15 protein-coding genes and 1 pseudogene are annotated in these 15,718 nt (G+C 36.3%); 8 read left to right on the top strand and 8 right to left on the bottom strand.

Annotated features, from left to right (window positions below; genetic code table 11):
* The first annotated feature begins 15 nt into the window (after positions 1-15).
* Positions 16-378: a DMT family protein gene (locus tag ACH8JV_RS15215; protein ID WP_004711246.1), complete on the top strand. Its 363-nt coding sequence runs from the start codon at positions 16-18 to the stop codon at positions 376-378.
* Positions 379-437: 59 nt separating this feature from the next.
* On the opposite strand, the gene ACH8JV_RS15210 is transcribed toward ACH8JV_RS15215, so the two are convergent.
* Entirely contained in the window at positions 438-896 is a 459-nt protein-coding gene (locus ACH8JV_RS15210) for a hypothetical protein (protein ID WP_311070318.1), read from the bottom strand.
* A 228-nt stretch (positions 897-1,124) separates the two neighbouring features.
* Here ACH8JV_RS15210 and purE point away from each other — a divergent pair, with 228 nt between their 5' ends.
* From purE to ACH8JV_RS15195, 3 genes are all read left to right on the top strand, one after another.
* Positions 1,125-1,640, top strand: a complete 516-nt coding sequence (gene purE, locus ACH8JV_RS15205) for a 5-(carboxyamino)imidazole ribonucleotide mutase (RefSeq protein WP_311070317.1) — start codon at positions 1,125-1,127, stop codon at positions 1,638-1,640.
* Positions 1,641-1,649: 9 nt separating this feature from the next.
* Positions 1,650-2,771 carry a 5-(carboxyamino)imidazole ribonucleotide synthase gene (locus ACH8JV_RS15200; protein WP_396522207.1) on the top strand — a complete coding sequence of 374 codons (1,122 nt, stop codon included), beginning with the start codon at positions 1,650-1,652 and terminating at the stop codon, positions 2,769-2,771.
* Between the two features lie 643 nt (positions 2,772-3,414).
* Positions 3,415-4,713 (top strand): lytic murein transglycosylase, encoded by a 1,299-nt coding sequence (locus ACH8JV_RS15195; RefSeq protein ID WP_396522205.1) that lies wholly within the window; start codon positions 3,415-3,417, stop codon positions 4,711-4,713.
* 61 nt (positions 4,714-4,774) lie between these two features.
* Here the strand turns inward: ACH8JV_RS15195 and ACH8JV_RS15190 are convergent, their stop codons facing one another.
* From ACH8JV_RS15190 to ACH8JV_RS15165, 6 genes and pseudogenes are all read right to left on the bottom strand, one after another.
* A complete protein-coding gene (locus tag ACH8JV_RS15190; RefSeq protein WP_077164428.1) occupies positions 4,775-5,149 on the bottom strand; it encodes a hypothetical protein in 375 nt (124 codons plus the stop codon).
* A 101-nt stretch (positions 5,150-5,250) separates the two neighbouring features.
* A complete protein-coding gene (locus tag ACH8JV_RS15185; RefSeq protein ID WP_396522203.1) occupies positions 5,251-6,264 on the bottom strand; it encodes a matrixin family metalloprotease in 1,014 nt (337 codons plus the stop codon).
* Between the two features lie 81 nt (positions 6,265-6,345).
* Complete coding sequence (locus ACH8JV_RS15180; RefSeq protein WP_396522201.1) at positions 6,346-7,263, bottom strand: matrixin family metalloprotease; 918 nt, start codon at positions 7,261-7,263, stop codon at positions 6,346-6,348.
* 330 nt (positions 7,264-7,593) lie between these two features.
* Positions 7,594-9,534, bottom strand: a complete 1,941-nt coding sequence (dnaK, locus tag ACH8JV_RS15175; protein WP_289736561.1) for a molecular chaperone DnaK — start codon at positions 9,532-9,534, stop codon at positions 7,594-7,596.
* 153 nt (positions 9,535-9,687) lie between these two features.
* The gene (gene grpE, locus ACH8JV_RS15170) at positions 9,688-10,242 is read right to left on the bottom strand and encodes a nucleotide exchange factor GrpE (protein ID WP_039250138.1); all 555 of its coding nucleotides are present in this window, start codon (positions 10,240-10,242) and stop codon (positions 9,688-9,690) included.
* 128 nt (positions 10,243-10,370) lie between these two features.
* Positions 10,371-11,299, bottom strand: a pseudogene (locus tag ACH8JV_RS15165) (LysR family transcriptional regulator).
* Positions 11,300-11,406: 107 nt separating this feature from the next.
* Between ACH8JV_RS15165 and ACH8JV_RS15160 the strand changes: the two are divergent.
* A complete protein-coding gene (locus ACH8JV_RS15160) occupies positions 11,407-12,273 on the top strand; it encodes an MBL fold metallo-hydrolase (RefSeq protein WP_396522199.1) in 867 nt (288 codons plus the stop codon).
* A 392-nt stretch (positions 12,274-12,665) separates the two neighbouring features.
* Complete coding sequence (locus tag ACH8JV_RS15155; protein ID WP_002051903.1) at positions 12,666-12,896, top strand: hypothetical protein; 231 nt, start codon at positions 12,666-12,668, stop codon at positions 12,894-12,896.
* Between the two features lie 168 nt (positions 12,897-13,064).
* On the opposite strand, the gene ACH8JV_RS15150 is transcribed toward ACH8JV_RS15155, so the two are convergent.
* Positions 13,065-13,391, bottom strand: a complete 327-nt coding sequence (locus tag ACH8JV_RS15150; RefSeq protein WP_086223627.1) for a hypothetical protein — start codon at positions 13,389-13,391, stop codon at positions 13,065-13,067.
* A gap of 210 nt (positions 13,392-13,601) precedes the next feature.
* On the opposite strand from ACH8JV_RS15150, the gene ACH8JV_RS15145 reads away from it, so the two are divergent.
* Both ACH8JV_RS15145 and ACH8JV_RS15140 read left to right on the top strand, forming a co-directional pair.
* Positions 13,602-14,672 carry an alpha/beta hydrolase gene (locus ACH8JV_RS15145; protein WP_396522197.1) on the top strand — a complete coding sequence of 357 codons (1,071 nt, stop codon included), beginning with the start codon at positions 13,602-13,604 and terminating at the stop codon, positions 14,670-14,672.
* Between the two features lie 145 nt (positions 14,673-14,817).
* Positions 14,818-15,375, top strand: coding sequence for a peptidylprolyl isomerase (locus ACH8JV_RS15140; RefSeq protein ID WP_396522195.1), 558 nt, complete (start codon positions 14,818-14,820; stop codon positions 15,373-15,375).
* Positions 15,376-15,718 lie beyond the last annotated feature (343 nt).

Below are 15,718 nucleotides of genomic sequence, written 5' to 3'. Positions count from 1 at the left end.
TAAATCATCGTGACGATGAAGGATGTGCCTTTGAGCCCAACGGTTTTAGCTTTTGTGCTATTAATTATTTCGAACTGTTTTATGACACTTGCATGGTATGGGCATCTTAAATTTTTGCACCATGCTCCATTCTGGCAAGCGATTTTATTCGGTTGGATTATCGCCCTACTGGAATATAGTTTTATGATTCCAGCAACTCGAATCTTGAGTGATCAAAACTGGACCTTGGGTGAAATGAAAATTACCCAAGAAGTAGTCACTCTCATTGTATTTGTGCCATTTATGGTGTTGCTATTTAAGCAGCCGTTTAAATTAGACTATGTTTGGGCCATGTTATGCCTGTTTGGCTGCGTCTATTTTGTATTTAGAAGCCAGTAATCAGCAATAGCTTGTATTGAATAACTGACTTTACAAGCTATTACTTTTCAAATACCTGATTATTTAGCAGAATATTTACACGCTTTTTTTAGAATTTTAGAAAATTGTTTATCTCTTGGCGTTGGGTCTTCATAGTCAAAAGCATAATTACTATCTAATGTAGTTGTACTCAAAGCGCCGTCCGGTTCAAAATTAGACATAGCATAACTATAGGTCTGATCGTCACAGTAAATACGATATTCAGTAATTGAATATACATTTCCTACCTCAGTTGCACCAAGATAATAACCAGTCATCAGAACTGGCTCTCTCTCATCAGTAGCAGATTTTCCAGTGACAATAAATTTCTCTTGCACCTTACCAGTTAATGCTCCACTTTTGATTTCTCCGTTATAACCCTTTTCTTTATTTAAAGTTTTAATGGTTTTTTGAAATTCGCTGATATTTAAATTTACTAAGGCCGCGTAACTCGTCGTTGTGCAAAGTGTGAGTGTTAAGACTCCAAGAAATTTTTTCATTATTAAGCTCTTATGAATTTGATTAAGCGCGTTATATTAATAAAAATTGAGAATGTGTCACTGTTAAACCATGACATTTTTCTATCAAATTAAAAATATTCACAGAGCTGGTCAGTTAAATTTTCGTGAGATGAAAAATCAGTCTATAATAATGGGCTTCCGAACCATTTAAAACTTGGCTCTCGTCGAGATTTATCTTCTTTTACTTTTGTCTCTGGAACATTAGCAATGAATGCGGCCGCAGCACAAGATGCTCAACCTCTCGTTGGAATTATTATGGGTTCTCAATCTGATTGGGCAACTCTCGAAAACACAGCCAATATGCTTAAACAGCTTGGTGTCCCATTTGAAGCGGAAGTGGTATCTGCTCATCGTACTCCAGATCGTTTATTTGAATATGCAGAAACTGCACGTGATCGCGGTATTCAAGTGATTATTGCTGGTGCTGGTGGTGCTGCGCACTTACCAGGTATGTGTGCTGCAAAAACTGACTTACCTGTGTTGGGTGTACCAGTTAAATCATCAATTTTAAATGGCGTAGATTCATTACTTTCAATCGTACAAATGCCAGCAGGTATCGCAGTGGGTACTTTGGCAATTGGTCCAGCTGGCGCGACCAATGCTGCGATTATGGCTGCTCAAATTTTAGGTTTAACTCGTCCTGAAATCGCAAAAAATGTTGCTGATTTCCGTGCTGCGCAAACTGATAAAGTTGCAAGCAACAATATTCCGGGACAGGTTTAAGAGGCTGAAATGGATAAAACTATCGGTATTTTTGGTGGTGGACAATTGGGCCGTATGATGGCGCAAGCAGCTTTACCATTAAATATTCAATGTACTTTTTTTGAAGCAAATACAGATTGTCCAGCAGGTGTTTTAGGCCAAGTTTTTTCTAGCCAAGATGAACAAGGTTTAAAGCAGTTTATTGAAAGTGCTGATGTTTTCAGCCTTGAGTTTGAAAATACGCCTGTTGCGGACGTAGATGTTTTGACTCAAACCAAAACATTGCACCCTCCCCGTATTGCTTTAGCGACTGCGCAAAATCGTTTGTCAGAAAAAGCATTGTTTGATGAACTTGAGATTCCTGTTGCGCCGTATCGTGCTGTAGATAGCCTGGAAAGCTTGAAAAAAGCTGTTGCTGAGCTTGGTTTACCGATCGTGCTTAAGACTGCAACTGGTGGATATGATGGCAAAGGTCAGTTTGTACTTCGTTCAGAAGACCAGATTGATACTGCTTGGGCTGAACTTGGTCCTGCAAAAAGTCTAGTTGCCGAAAGCTTTGTTAAATTCTCTCGCGAAGTTTCAATCATTGCGGTGCGTGGCCAAAATGGTGAAGTAAAAACTTGGCCATTAGCTGAAAACCACCATCACAACGGTATTTTGTCGCACTCAATCGTACCTGCACCGAACAGTGAAGCTCTACAACCTGTAGCTCAAGACTACATTACTCGTTTGTTAAATCATCTCAACTATGTTGGTGTGCTAACTCTCGAGCTATTTGTGACAGAACAAGGCTTATGTGCAAATGAGATGGCACCACGTGTGCATAACTCTGGCCACTGGTCAATTGAAGGCGCCGTATGTTCACAGTTTGAAAACCATATTCGAGCTGTTGCAGGACTACCATTGGGTTCAACAGACGTTGTTCGACCAACGGTTATGATCAATATTATTGGTCAGCATCCTAAAACTGAGGATGTACTTGCCTTAAATGGCGCTCATCTGCACCTTTATAACAAATCAGAACGTGCTGGCCGTAAGTTGGGCCACATTACATTAATGCCTGTGGATAGTAATGAATTGACGAGTTTATGCCGTCAATTAGCGAAAATTTTGCCAGAACCACTCGCATTGACAGCTGATATGACCATTTAATTAAGTTAAATTTTCTAAAAAGCGATCTTCGGATCGCTTTTTTTGTCTTTTAAATTTAAGAAATCTAATGTTGTTCTGCTGTGGATAACTTTTATTAAGCTTTTTGAATTTAAATAAAGGCTCTAATTTTGAATTTAAAAAAATGAAATAAGTCGTTTTGGTGGTTTTGAATTTAAAATAGGTTATCCCCAATGCTTAAAGTTTGAATTTAAAAAGATGTATGTTGTCTGGGTGGTGTTTTGAATTCAAAACTACATCTAACTTTTAAATTTAAAACATGTACTCATGAGTAGCTAAGGCCTTATAGTTCGTAAGGATGATGAAAAGTATAAAGAATATAGTGTGTAAGGTGGTTTAGGTGTGGGTTTTATAAGTTATCCACAGATAGATTGGGTTTAGGTTTTTAAATTTAAAGTGACATTTTGAATTTAAACTACAGGAGAGATTTTTGAATTTAAAAACCAATTAATCTTGTGTGAGAAGTTTTAAATTCAAAACTAGATGTAAAATTTGAATTTAAAACTTTGGAAATGAATTTAAAGAAGTAATTATGAATTCAAATTTACGATTTCTCTCTGAAAATTTTGAGTCCATAATGGTATGGTACAGACAAATTTAAATTTAAAAATTGAACTAGGATAATATGCGACGTTTTTCTTGTATTGTTGGGTCAATATTTTTGACAATGACTCAGGCTCAAGCAGAGCTGGTAATAAATGGTTCTACTTCTACAATGTCTAGTAATGCGACTGTTCCAGTAACGAATAGCAATACTTATACGCCTAATAATAATTTCCAGAGTTGTTTAGCAAATTTACGTTCACAGGCAATTGCTGCTGGAGTTTCAGGTAGTACTTATGAACGCTATACGCAAAATTTAACGCCAGACTACTCAGTAATTGATAAGTTAAATTATCAGCCAGAATTTTCTACACCGATTTGGGACTATTTATCTGGTCTTGTAGATGAAGAGCGTGTTGAGCTGGGGAAACAAAAATTAGCGCAATATCGAGATGTTTTAAATCGTGCATCTCAAGCTTATGGCGTACCAGCTGAAACAATTGTAGCAGTATGGGGTGTTGAAAGTAATTTTGGAGATATTTCTGGAAAATATCCTTTATTGCAAGCACTTGGAACATTAAGTTGTGAAGGGCGCCGACAAAGTTATTTCCGTACAGAATTTTTTGCCACTATGCGTATTTTACAACGTGGCGATTTAACCGAAGATCAACTTAAAGGCTCATGGGCTGGTGCATTTGGACATACACAGTTTATGCCATCAACTTATGAACGCTTAGCTGTTGATTTTGATGGTGATGGTCGCCGAGATTTAGTGTCGAGTACGGCAGATGCATTGGCATCGACGGCTAATTTCTTAAATAAAGCGGGTTGGCAAACGGGAATGCCTTGGGGTTTTGAAGTCAAAATTCCGTCAGGTATGTCAATTGATGGAGAAGGACGCCGCTCTAAAAAATCATTGAGTAGCTGGAGTGCACGTGGAGTAACCCGAATTGATGGTACACCTTTAATTCAAGGTGCTTTGTCTGATAGTACGCCTGCCGGTTTAATGGCACCAGCAGGAGCAAATGGCCCAGTGTTTTTAGTATTTAAAAATTTTGATGCCATTTATAGCTATAACGCAGCCGAAAGTTATGGACTTGCGATTGCACATTTATCTGATCGCTTAAAAGGTGGCAAGCCATTCATTGCTTCTTGGCCAACAGATGACCCAGGTACTTCTCGTGCAGAGCGTCGAGAGATTCAGCAATTTCTAATTAATCGTGGCTATGATATTGGTGCTGTAGATGGCTTAATTGGTGATAAAACACGTATTGCTATCCGTCAAGAGCAGACTCGTTTAGGTTTAAATCCAACTGGACGGGCAGGGCAGCAAATTTTAAGAGCATTCCGTCAGGAACAAGCCCAGAAAATGATGCAATAAGGCATTAAATAAAAAAGGTCTGCATATGCAGACCTTTTTTATTTAGCAGTTAAACTATGGATTAATCTAGCTTTACAGCTTCCAAAATGTCCAAAATAACTGAAGTGACATCTTGGCTTAAATCACGATCATTAAAGATTTCATAAGCAGTAATAGTGACATCGGTGTCACTTGGTAACTGCTTCTGTTCTTCTTCGATTAAATGTTCGATGGGTAGTAATGTCTGCTTAACTTCAAGATGTAAAATATCTTTATATTCAATATTTTCATCTTCAAGCTCAATTTCTTGCTCATTAAAATAAGGCAGTAAAATAGAATGAAGGTACGGTTTAAGTTCAATAATATCAAATAGTTCGATATCTCGAGTTTGTTCAATCGTACTAATGTGGTCATTTACTTCAATCAGGATATGATAATAACTCATCTTGATCTCCATTCTATTTTAGACGGCTCTTACAACCACAATAACATGACTTTGACATGAATTTCGATGTATCTATTTATAAAATAGATACATCATTGATGTCTTGTATCTAATTATTGAGGTAAAGCGTTTAATAGATCACGATCAGCGTCAGTTAAAATATCACTTTTTTTATCACTATCTTTGCGAACTGAGTACATTAACGCGCCTGGTTGATTGCTATGTTTCAAGCCAAGCGCATGGCCTAACTCATGAGCAATCGTTAAACGTAAATCATCGATAGAGCTATACTCATAGATTGTGATTTGTTTACCGTTATAAATGCCTTTCTTAAATACATCAGCTTGTGCATTTTGCTTAAACTGATTTAATGATTGATTAAACTGGTCATTAATCTGGTTAAAGTGATTAACCTTTTTGTTTAAGTCCGCAGCTTGCTGATTGTAAGCAGCAATATCTTTCTTTAAAGAAACAGTTTGTTTCTGTAAATCTTTTTGAGTTTTCGCAAGAGATTTTGCCGTGTATTCAGGTGCTAATTTACCTTCGTTAAATTGCATCATTTGTTGATCAAAATTCTTCAATTTCTCATTTAAGATCTGTTTTTTGTTTTCAAGATCAGATTGAGTTTGACTTAAATTTTGCTTCAACTGCTTAATTTGCTGTTGTTCATCAACTACACGTTGTTGATCTTGTTTAAATTGAGCAGAGATTTTTTGACGCTGTTCTGAACGATTTTTGCTGTCATCGTATACAAGACGAATTTCTAACTTTGCATTTGGATCATAAGTAAAGTAATTTTTACCCGTACCTTCTTTCCAGATATCAGCAGCTTGCTGAGTAATCTGAATCAATTGGTCTTGACTTAAACCAAAACGAGGATCAACTTCAGCAATTTTATATGTCAAATGTTGAGCATTTTTTTGCTGAACTTGAGTATTCACAGGAGTTGCAAGGTGAGCATTGGCCTGAAAATTAGAAAAAGCAAAAGCCAAGCCTAAAAACAAAGAAGTTAAGCGCATAGTCGTCACGGGAGGGGAGATTTGAAAGAAACGTATTATAAGAAGATAAAATGAAAAATCAATCAAAAAATGTACAATTTCGACAAATAAATGAGACTTTAGTCTCATTATTTTTTACCATTTGCCAAATTATTTGTTAGAAAAATTTGATTAATTTTTAATTTATTTAGTTTATTTAATCAGTTGCTTTTAATGATTTTCGTTATTGGAACTATAAAATGAACCCAGTAAATCTAAATCCGAATGTGTTAATTTGAAGTTATGAATATCCTGTTCTTTTAAACGAGGATACATTAAAGATTTAGGGTCAGTAGTGTGTTTTAGTCCCAGTGCATGTCCAAATTCATGGGCAAGTGTTAGACGCAAATCATCAAATGAATTAAAACCATAAATTTGAATCTGATTTTGACTGAATAAACCTTTATGGAAAGTCTCTGGACTAGCCGTTGTACTTAAATTAAATTGTTTAATAGATTGACTAAGCAGACTTTGCTGTTGATTTATTTGCTTAATTTGTGCATTAAGATTTTCTATTTTATTGTTATGTTGAGAAAATTTTGTTTTTAACTTTAATGATAATTCGGTTAGCTCAGCTTGACGTTTAATTAAATCAGCTTGATTAAATTTACTATTATCTCCTTGGTTAAAAAGAGTTACATCCTTTTGATATTGTTCAAATCTATTATTTAGTTCCTCTTTTGCTTCATTCAAAAGAGCAGTTTCCTGATCTATTTGTTGTTTAGATAATAGAACAGTTTTATTTTTCTCCCGCAATTCTTCCTGCTGTTGTAATAACTTATTTATATTAATTTTTTTTTCATTTTGAACAGCTTGATAATCATCAAACACTAAATTAATTGTAAGTTCTGCTTGTGGGTCATAAATAAAATAAGTTTTTCCTGCCTCTTTCTGCCAAATCCCAGCAGCTTCTTGACCAATTTGAATAAATTGTTCCTTGGTAATATGAAAACGTGGATCTATATAATCAATCTTGTATTTTAGAGGCTGATTAAAAGAAATAGTTGATAAATGGCTTTGAGCAAAAGCAACTGTGTATAAGCTCATACTTAAGTAAAAGCTTATTCCCCACCATAGAAATTTTTTCATGGCAAAAATAAAAATATAAATAAATTCTTATTGTTAGTAAGTAATTCTGATTCGTCAAAGTGATAAAGGAGACTAGAGATGGTGGTTGTTTTGTGATCTTGCTAAAGAAAGGGAAGGGATAAATCTATTTATTTGGCACTAATGGAAAATTTAATGGATTTAATAACAGTGATTTTAATTTTTTGAAATGATTATAAATAATAAATAGTTAGTTTTAATAATTAGCTATTTTGACGACAAAACAACCAAATTGATATAAAAATAATAATTGTTTTTTTTTGTAACTCATAAAAAACCGCGCTTTCGCGCGGTCTTTTCTAAAGAGACAAATTATTTTTTGTCATCTTTTACTTCTGTAAATTCAGCATCAACAACGCCATCATCAGCTTTTTGTTGACCAGCATCACCACCTTGGAATGCATTAGGATCAAAACCTTCAGCACCACCAGCTTGTTGTGCTTGTTCATAAGCACGTTGAGTGATCGGCATCAAAATGTTTTGTAAAGCTTCAGTTTTCGCTTTGATCGCTTCAACATCATTTTCTTTAGTTGCTGCTTCAAGTTCAGAAACCGCTGTGCTTACCGCTGTTTTTTCATCTTCAGTCACTTTGTCACCTAGATCTTTAACAGCTTTGTTCGAGCTTGAAATTAATGCATCAGCTTCGTTACGAGCTTTTGCAAGTTCTTCAAACTTACGGTCTTCTTCAGCATTCGCTTCAGCATCTTTAATCATCGCTTCGATTTCAGCATCAGATAAACCTGAGTTTGCTTTAATCTGAATCGATTGCTCTTTACCAGTGCTCTTATCCTTCGCAGATACTTTCAAGATACCGTCAGCGTTGATGTCAAACGATACTTCAATTTGCGGCACACCACGTGGAGCAGGTGGGATATCGCCTAATTGGAAGTTACCCAACAATTTGTTTTGTTGAGCCATCTTACGTTCACCTTGGTAAACTGAAATATCTACAGCTGGTTGGTTATCAGCAGCAGTAGAGAACACTTGTGATTTCTTCGCAGGAATCGTCGTGTTTTTCTCAATGATTGGTGTCAATACACCGCCCATTGTTTCAATACCTAAAGTTAATGGTGTTACGTCAAGAAGCAATACGTCATTCTTGTCACCAGACAATACAGCACCTTGAATTGCTGCACCGATTGCAACTGCTTCGTCAGGGTTCACGTCTTTACGTGGCTCTTTACCAAAGAATTCTTGTACTTTTTGTTGTACAAGTGGCATACGAGACTGACCACCAACCAAGATTACGTCAGAGATGTCAGAAGTCGAAAGACCAGCATCTTTAAGTGCAATACGGCAAGGTTCAATTGTACGAGCAACTAAGTCTGCAACTAAACCTTCAAGTTTTGCACGAGTTACGTTGATCACTAAGTGTTTAGGACCAGTCGCATCAGCAGTGATGTATGGAAGGTTAATTTCTGTTGCATTTGATGAAGAAAGCTCGATTTTTGCTTTTTCAGCAGCTTCTTTCAAACGTTGTAACGCAAGTGGATCATTTTTCAAGTTCACACTTTGTTCTTTCTTGAATTCTTCAACCAAGTATTCAATTAACGCGTTATCAAAGTCTTCACCACCAAGGAAAGTATCACCGTTAGTTGATAACACTTCGATTTGTTGGTCGCCATCAAGGTCTGCGATTTCAATGATAGATACGTCAAAAGTACCACCACCTAAGTCGTAAACTGCAACTTTACGGTCGCCTTCTTTTTTGTCCATACCGAACGCAAGAGCCGCAGCCGTTGGTTCGTTAATGATACGTTTAACATCTAAACCAGCGATTTTACCCGCATCTTTAGTTGCTTGACGTTGAGCATCGTTAAAGTAAGCAGGAACGGTAATTACCGCTTCAGTTACTGTTTCACCTAAATAATCTTCTGCAGTTTTTTTCATCTTTTTCAAGATTTCAGCAGAGATTTGTTGAGGCGCTAATTTTTTATCGTTTACTTCAACCCAAGCATCACCGTTGTCTGCTTTGATGATTTTATACGGTACAAGACCAATGTCTTTTTGTACTGCTTGATCTTCATAACGACGACCAATTAAACGCTTGATCGCGAATAATGTATTTTTAGGGTTTGTTACTGCCTGACGCTTAGCGCTTTGACCAACCAAGATCTCGCCATCTTTATAAGCAATGATCGATGGAGTTGTACGTGCGCCTTCAGCGTTTTCGATTACTTTTACTTTATCGCCTTCAAGTACAGCAACACATGAGTTGGTAGTACCTAAGTCAATACCAATAATTTTCGCCATTTGGTGTGTTCCTCTAAAATTCTGTTGCAATGTTTTTGCTTGTTATTCGATATGAGAGTCAATCGGTTTTTTTCAAGCATTTTTATGAAAAAAAAATCAAAAAACTCTCAAATTTTGTGCTTTTAGCGAAGCGAAGCTTCGCTTTTGCTCATTTTATTGACCAACCATAACCATAGCAGGGCGCAACAAGCGACCATTTAAGGTATAGCCTTTTTGTAAAACGGTGCCGATTTCATTGGCTTTGGCATTTGGATCAATACCAACAGCTTGGTGTAAATCTGCGTTGAAACCATTTTGAGTATCAGCTTCTACAACGCCAAATTTCTCAAGAGTCGTTAACAATGACTTCAAAGTTAACTTAATACCTTCAAGTACAGGTGTTTCTTCGCCACCAGCAGCTTGAATTGCACGTTCTAAATTGTCGACAGAATCCAACAATTCTTTGGCAAATTTTTCAAGCACAGTTTCTTTATGCTTCTCAGACTCACGTTGAATACGCTCTACACTTTTTTGTGCTTCGTAAACTGCATTTGCAGTACGAGCTTTTTCAAGTTTAAGATTTTCTTCTAGTTTAGTGATTTGCGCTTGTAAAGATTCAACGGTAACGTCGTTTGCTTGCTCTACACCTTCAGCCTGAGTTTGCTCGTTAGATTGCTCAGCTTGCTCATTTTGAATGTCTTGAGCTTGCTCGTTTTGCTCATTAGCCATTGATGATCTCCGTTTAAATGGGTTTTTAAACATGTACAGTCCTTTTTGGCATCAGTATTTACTGTGTAAAACCTGAACTGCCATGCATATGCTGTAATTCATTAATAGGGATGAAGTATGGGCATTGCCTAAAAATTCAAGCGTACACGGCAATTTAAAGCTTTTAATTTTGCGGTTTTAAGTAAAAATCCAGATTTTCGATCATAAAAGCTATAAATTCTTGAGTGATTCGGGGTAAATGTTGTCTAGAAGCATACACAACCGACAAACTTAACGCAGGAGCCGTAAAATTTTTAAATAAAGCTGTCAGGCGTTTTTCTTTTAAATCTTTCTCAACTAATAATGACGGTAACATCGCAACTCCCTGGGCATGTAAGCACATATCGTAAAGCGCGTTCACATCATTACTTTTAAAAGTAACATTTAAAGGATAGTTCTGAGGTTGCTGTTCATTATCAAAAAGTGTCCAGAATTGATGCTGGCTATGGTGAGCAATACATTCATGCTGAATAAGTTGACGAGGATGGAGCAGGGGGCTGTGCTGTTTTAAATAATCAGGATGAGCACAGAAAACAGACTCAATCTGACAAACTGGCCGAGCAATTAAACCATCAGCTACCTTTTGAGTAATACGTAGCGCCAAATCCACTTGTGCGTCTATAAGATCAATTGTGCTTTCAGTTAGGTAAACATCAAACTGAATATGAGGATGCTGTCGCTTAAATTGACGAATACATTCTGCTACCCCAAGTTCAAATAAAAATAAACCGCATGTAAAACGGATTGTACCGTTATGTTGCTCAGGCGCTGCGAGCTCTTGTAAAAGTTGTTGTTGCTGTAAAATATTTTCACAGTAGAGCAAAGCTTTCTCACCTGCGGGAGTAAGAGATATTTTTCGGGTATTTCTCTGAAATAGTCGAGTTGAGAATGTGTGCTCAAGGTGTTCAAGATAACGCGAAACCATGGCACGAGAATAATTAAGATGCTCTGCGGCTTTGGTCAAATTGCCATGTTGTGCAATAGAAACAAAGACCTGAATCGCTTTTAAAGTGTCCATATGTCTAGCTATTATTACAATATATGCAACAGTTTATCTTAAATTAGTGCATTTATCTTACATAAATTGCAATTTAAAGTATTTCTCATGAAACAGGAGAATACCTAATGAAATTATTTAAATTAACAGCTTCTGCACTTGCTACTGCAACAGCATTAACTATGGCTCAGTCAGCTTTTGCTCAAGACCTCAAAATTCAGAGTTTTCTGGCTAAACCAGAACACTTCGGTGTGACTTCAACCTTAATAGAAGGGGATAAGGAAGTTTTATTGGTTAATGCACAATTTTCAAAATCTGAAGCATTGCGCATTGCCGCAAATATTCTCGATAGCGGTAAAACATTAAAAACTATTTTTGTAAGCTATGGTGACCCGGACTATTATTTCGGCTTAGACGTATTTAAACAGTATTTCCCGAATGTACAGATCATTGCTACGCCGGAAACAGTAAAACATATCCAAGATACTCAAACGCTTAAAGTTAAATATTGGGGACCAAAAATGGGTGCAAATGCACCTAGCCAAATTATTGTGCCTCAAGCTTATACAGCTAAGACTTTAAAACTTGAAAATGAGTCAATCGAGATTAAAGGTAAAAAAGAACTTACCTATTTATGGGTACCGTCTGCAAAAGCAGTAGTAGGGGGGATTCCTGTATCTTCAGGCATTCATTTATGGATGGCCGATACCCCTAAAACTAAAGATCGTGCCGAAGTTATTCAATCTTTAGAAAGTATCAAAGCTCTTCAGCCTAAAATTGTTGTACCTGCTCATATGGTTCAAGGAGCTCCGCAAGGTCTTGATGCGGTTAATTTCTCAATTAATTATTTAAATAGTTATGAAAAAGCAGCTAAGGCAACTAAAAACTCTGCTGAGTTGAGCAAACTTATGCAAAAGCAATATCCAACTCTTCAAAGCGTGGATAGTTTAGAGTTAGGGGCTAAAGTTGTAAAAGGTGAAATGCAGTGGCCATAATCTAACGTTTAAGCCATATTCACTTTCAAAAAAAGCCGCGATCATTCGCGGCTTTTTTGTGAAGAAACCACTTTTAAGGGTAAAAAAGCTCTGTAACAGTCTACGTACCTTATATAGCGTTTCTATAAATGAAAAAATTTTAAATATAAGGAACCAGCAAAATAAAAAGAAAAAATTGATAAAATTAAACAAACGTTTATCTATGGTTTAATTTATAAATTAGGTTGGTCAGATTAAAAAATTGAATTTAATAAAAAATTGCAGAATTTGTACTTCTACTACTACAAAAGACAACCAATGATACGCACGTCAGAAAAAAAAATTGTGAATTATAGGCAGCGCGAAGATGAACTTTGCATTTAAACGTTTGTCGTAATGAAAGGAAAGCAATCATGAAAAAATTAGGTCTTATCTCTGTAGTACTTGCTGGTGTTGCTCTTACAGCTGTTGGTTGTGCATCTGAAGCTGGTTTAAACGCATCAGGTTCTGCTCAAACAAGTGCTAGCCCATCTGGTGTACACGCTGGTGCTGGTATCGACGCAGGTGTTTCTGGTCAAGCTCAACCAGGTCAAGTAGATGCTGGTGCTTCTGGTTCAGTTTCAGGTTCTGCAACTGCTCAGTAATTCACTGCTAAAATAAGAGATATGAGTTTATAGAGCATATATGTTCAAGATGCCGATACATATATGAAATGAGCTGCTACTCATTTTCTATAAATGAAATAGAATTTATATTTCTCAAAAAAGCCCCAGAAGACTTATCTCTTTGGGGCTTTTTATATAATAGTGAATTTAATCATCATGACGATAATCTCGGCGATCATGATCTCGATCTTCTACCCGTTTTTTATCCCAATCACGGTGCCTTTTTTCCCATTCACGACGATCTTTTTCTTGTTCACGAATATCTTTACGTTGTTGTTCATATACTCGTTGACGCTCTTCCCAACGTTTCCGTTCCCAATCATTATATCGACGTTGATCGTCACGATCATAGCGACGATCATGATCATGGTAACCATATCCGCCACCACGATAATAAGGGTCATCTGGATAAGCAACACAGCCTACAGTTAAAAGACTGGTTGCTAACATAGTAACAACTAGTTTTGCTGACATAGCAGTACCTCTTTTTGTCTGTTAACAATAATTGGCAAAAAAGTCCTGTTTTAATCGACAGATTTGTTAATGACATTTGCTATAAATCAGATTAGCGTAGATTGGTTTTTACCTTTGTATCTTGATTGCATGAGTTGTATGCGAATATAGTCAAACAACAAAGAATTCTGTAGAAAATATGAAGGATAAGAGGGATTCAAGGAGACAGGCATGACAGCATTTAATCAAAAAATTCAAACATTGCTAGATAAGGGGCAAGGCCCCGCTGCTCGAGCACTCGATAGGTTGCCTCGAATAGCCCAAGAGTCTCTCGCTAAAATTTTAGGATATTCTTATCAATATCCAGATCTCGATTCATTTACTAAATGCATGATGGCTGTGCAAATTAAACAGGGGAGAGTGGGCTTTATTGGTTCTGACCCAATTGAATCAAGAAGAATGTTTGATTCACAAATGCATGCCATACGCCAAAAACCAACCTATATTGAGTCGGTAGAGGATATTCGTCTACCACTCCAAAGCGGCACAATCTTTGCCAGACATTATCATCCTGCTCCTAACAAGAAACTGCCATTAATTGTGTTTTATCACGGAGGTGGTTTTGTCGTAGGTGGTTTAGATACTCATGATGAGGTTTGTCGTTTATTAGCTAAATACGCCAGAGTACAGGTTCTCAGTATCGACTATCCTCTTGCTCCAGAAGTTTCACCACAACATTTAATTCAGTCGTGTGAAGATGCATTAGCATGGGTTTATCAAAATCGCAGACAATTAAAAATATTAAAAAATAGAATTGCGGTTGCAGGGGACAGTGCAGGTGGAAATATTAGTACTGTTGTTGCGCAAAGATCAGTAAATAAAGCTTATGCTCCGCAAGCACAATTACTTATCTATCCAACAGTGGATTTCAAAAGCAGACATCCTTCTTTTTATGCTTATAACGAAGGGTTGGTGTTAACAAATACCGATATTGATTACGTCACACAATATTATGCAACTCAGCATAATGTAGAACTTGACGATCCAATTATTTCACCTACCTATGGCAACCTAAAGAAAAATCCACCGGCTTTTGTGATTACAGCTGGACATGATGTCTTACATGACGAAGCAAAAATATATAGTCATAAATTAAGACAAAATGGCGTAAAAATGTATTACGAAGAATTTCCGGAACAGACTCATGGTTTTATTAACCTGACACCAATTTCTAGAAAAGCAAAACGCCATACTATCGAAATTAGTAAAAATTTCAGAAAATTCTGGGATAAAAATAGTTAAGCAAACTCAATAATCCATGTTTCACGTGGAACATGGATTAAATAGAAAATAGAATTAAAATTCTTAATAAATACTCACTAGAATTCTTCGTTGTAGACGATTAGATTTAATGATTATCTTTTTATAAAGTTTATTGTAGGAAAATATGAAAAAGCTATTGATGTTGTTTTGTCTAGGTCTAAGCAGTCACTCAGTATGGGCTAATAGCTTAGTTGAGATGCAAACAAATTTGGGCAACATCGAAATAGAGTTATATGATGACAAAGCACCGATTAGTGTGAATAACTTCAAAAGCTATATAAAGTCTGGTTTTTATAAAGAGACAATCTTTCATCGAGTCATTCCTGGTTTCATGGCACAAGGTGGTGGTATGACTGCAAATATGCAGGAAAAGACAACACGAGCGCCTATTAAGAACGAAGCAGGAAATGGTATTGCAAATACACGTGGTACTTTAGCCATGGCTCGTACATCAGATCCAGATTCAGCTACTAGTCAATTTTTTATAAATGTTGCAGATAATAAATTTCTTAACCGTTCACCGGGAAATCCTGGGTATGCCGTTTTTGGTAAAGTGGTAAAAGGAATGGATGTAGTTGACCGTATTGTTCAGGTTCCTACATCAAACTATGGTATGAATCAAAACGTGCCAAAACAGCCTATAAAGATTGTAGATATAAAGATTAAAACATCGAAAAAATAAATTAATGATATAAATCAATTATTTAATAATTTTATAAGCTTTATTTGGGTGAAAAAGAACCGGTCGAACGCGGATATTTATAAAAGTGCTTGCGTACTGGTTTTTTTTCCCTATAATGCACTCATCCCGACGCGATACACGAAAATATCTTAGCTTACAGGGTTAAGATAAAAGCTTAGTATTGTGTCGAATCTGTCTCTGACGAAGAGCAGAAAAATCATTAAGAGAATTGAAGAACAACTTGTGTGGATTTTTACTGATTGATTAATCGAAATAATTTTCATTGATTGATTGGTTTAAATTACTCGAAGTTTATTTGAGCGAAATTTAAGTCAGTAATTGA

Source organism: Acinetobacter sp. ABJ_C5_2 (genome assembly GCF_044538485.1).
Classification (GTDB): Bacteria; Pseudomonadota; Gammaproteobacteria; order Pseudomonadales; family Moraxellaceae; genus Acinetobacter; species Acinetobacter nosocomialis_A.
This window is presented reverse-complemented; position numbering and strand designations above follow the sequence as displayed.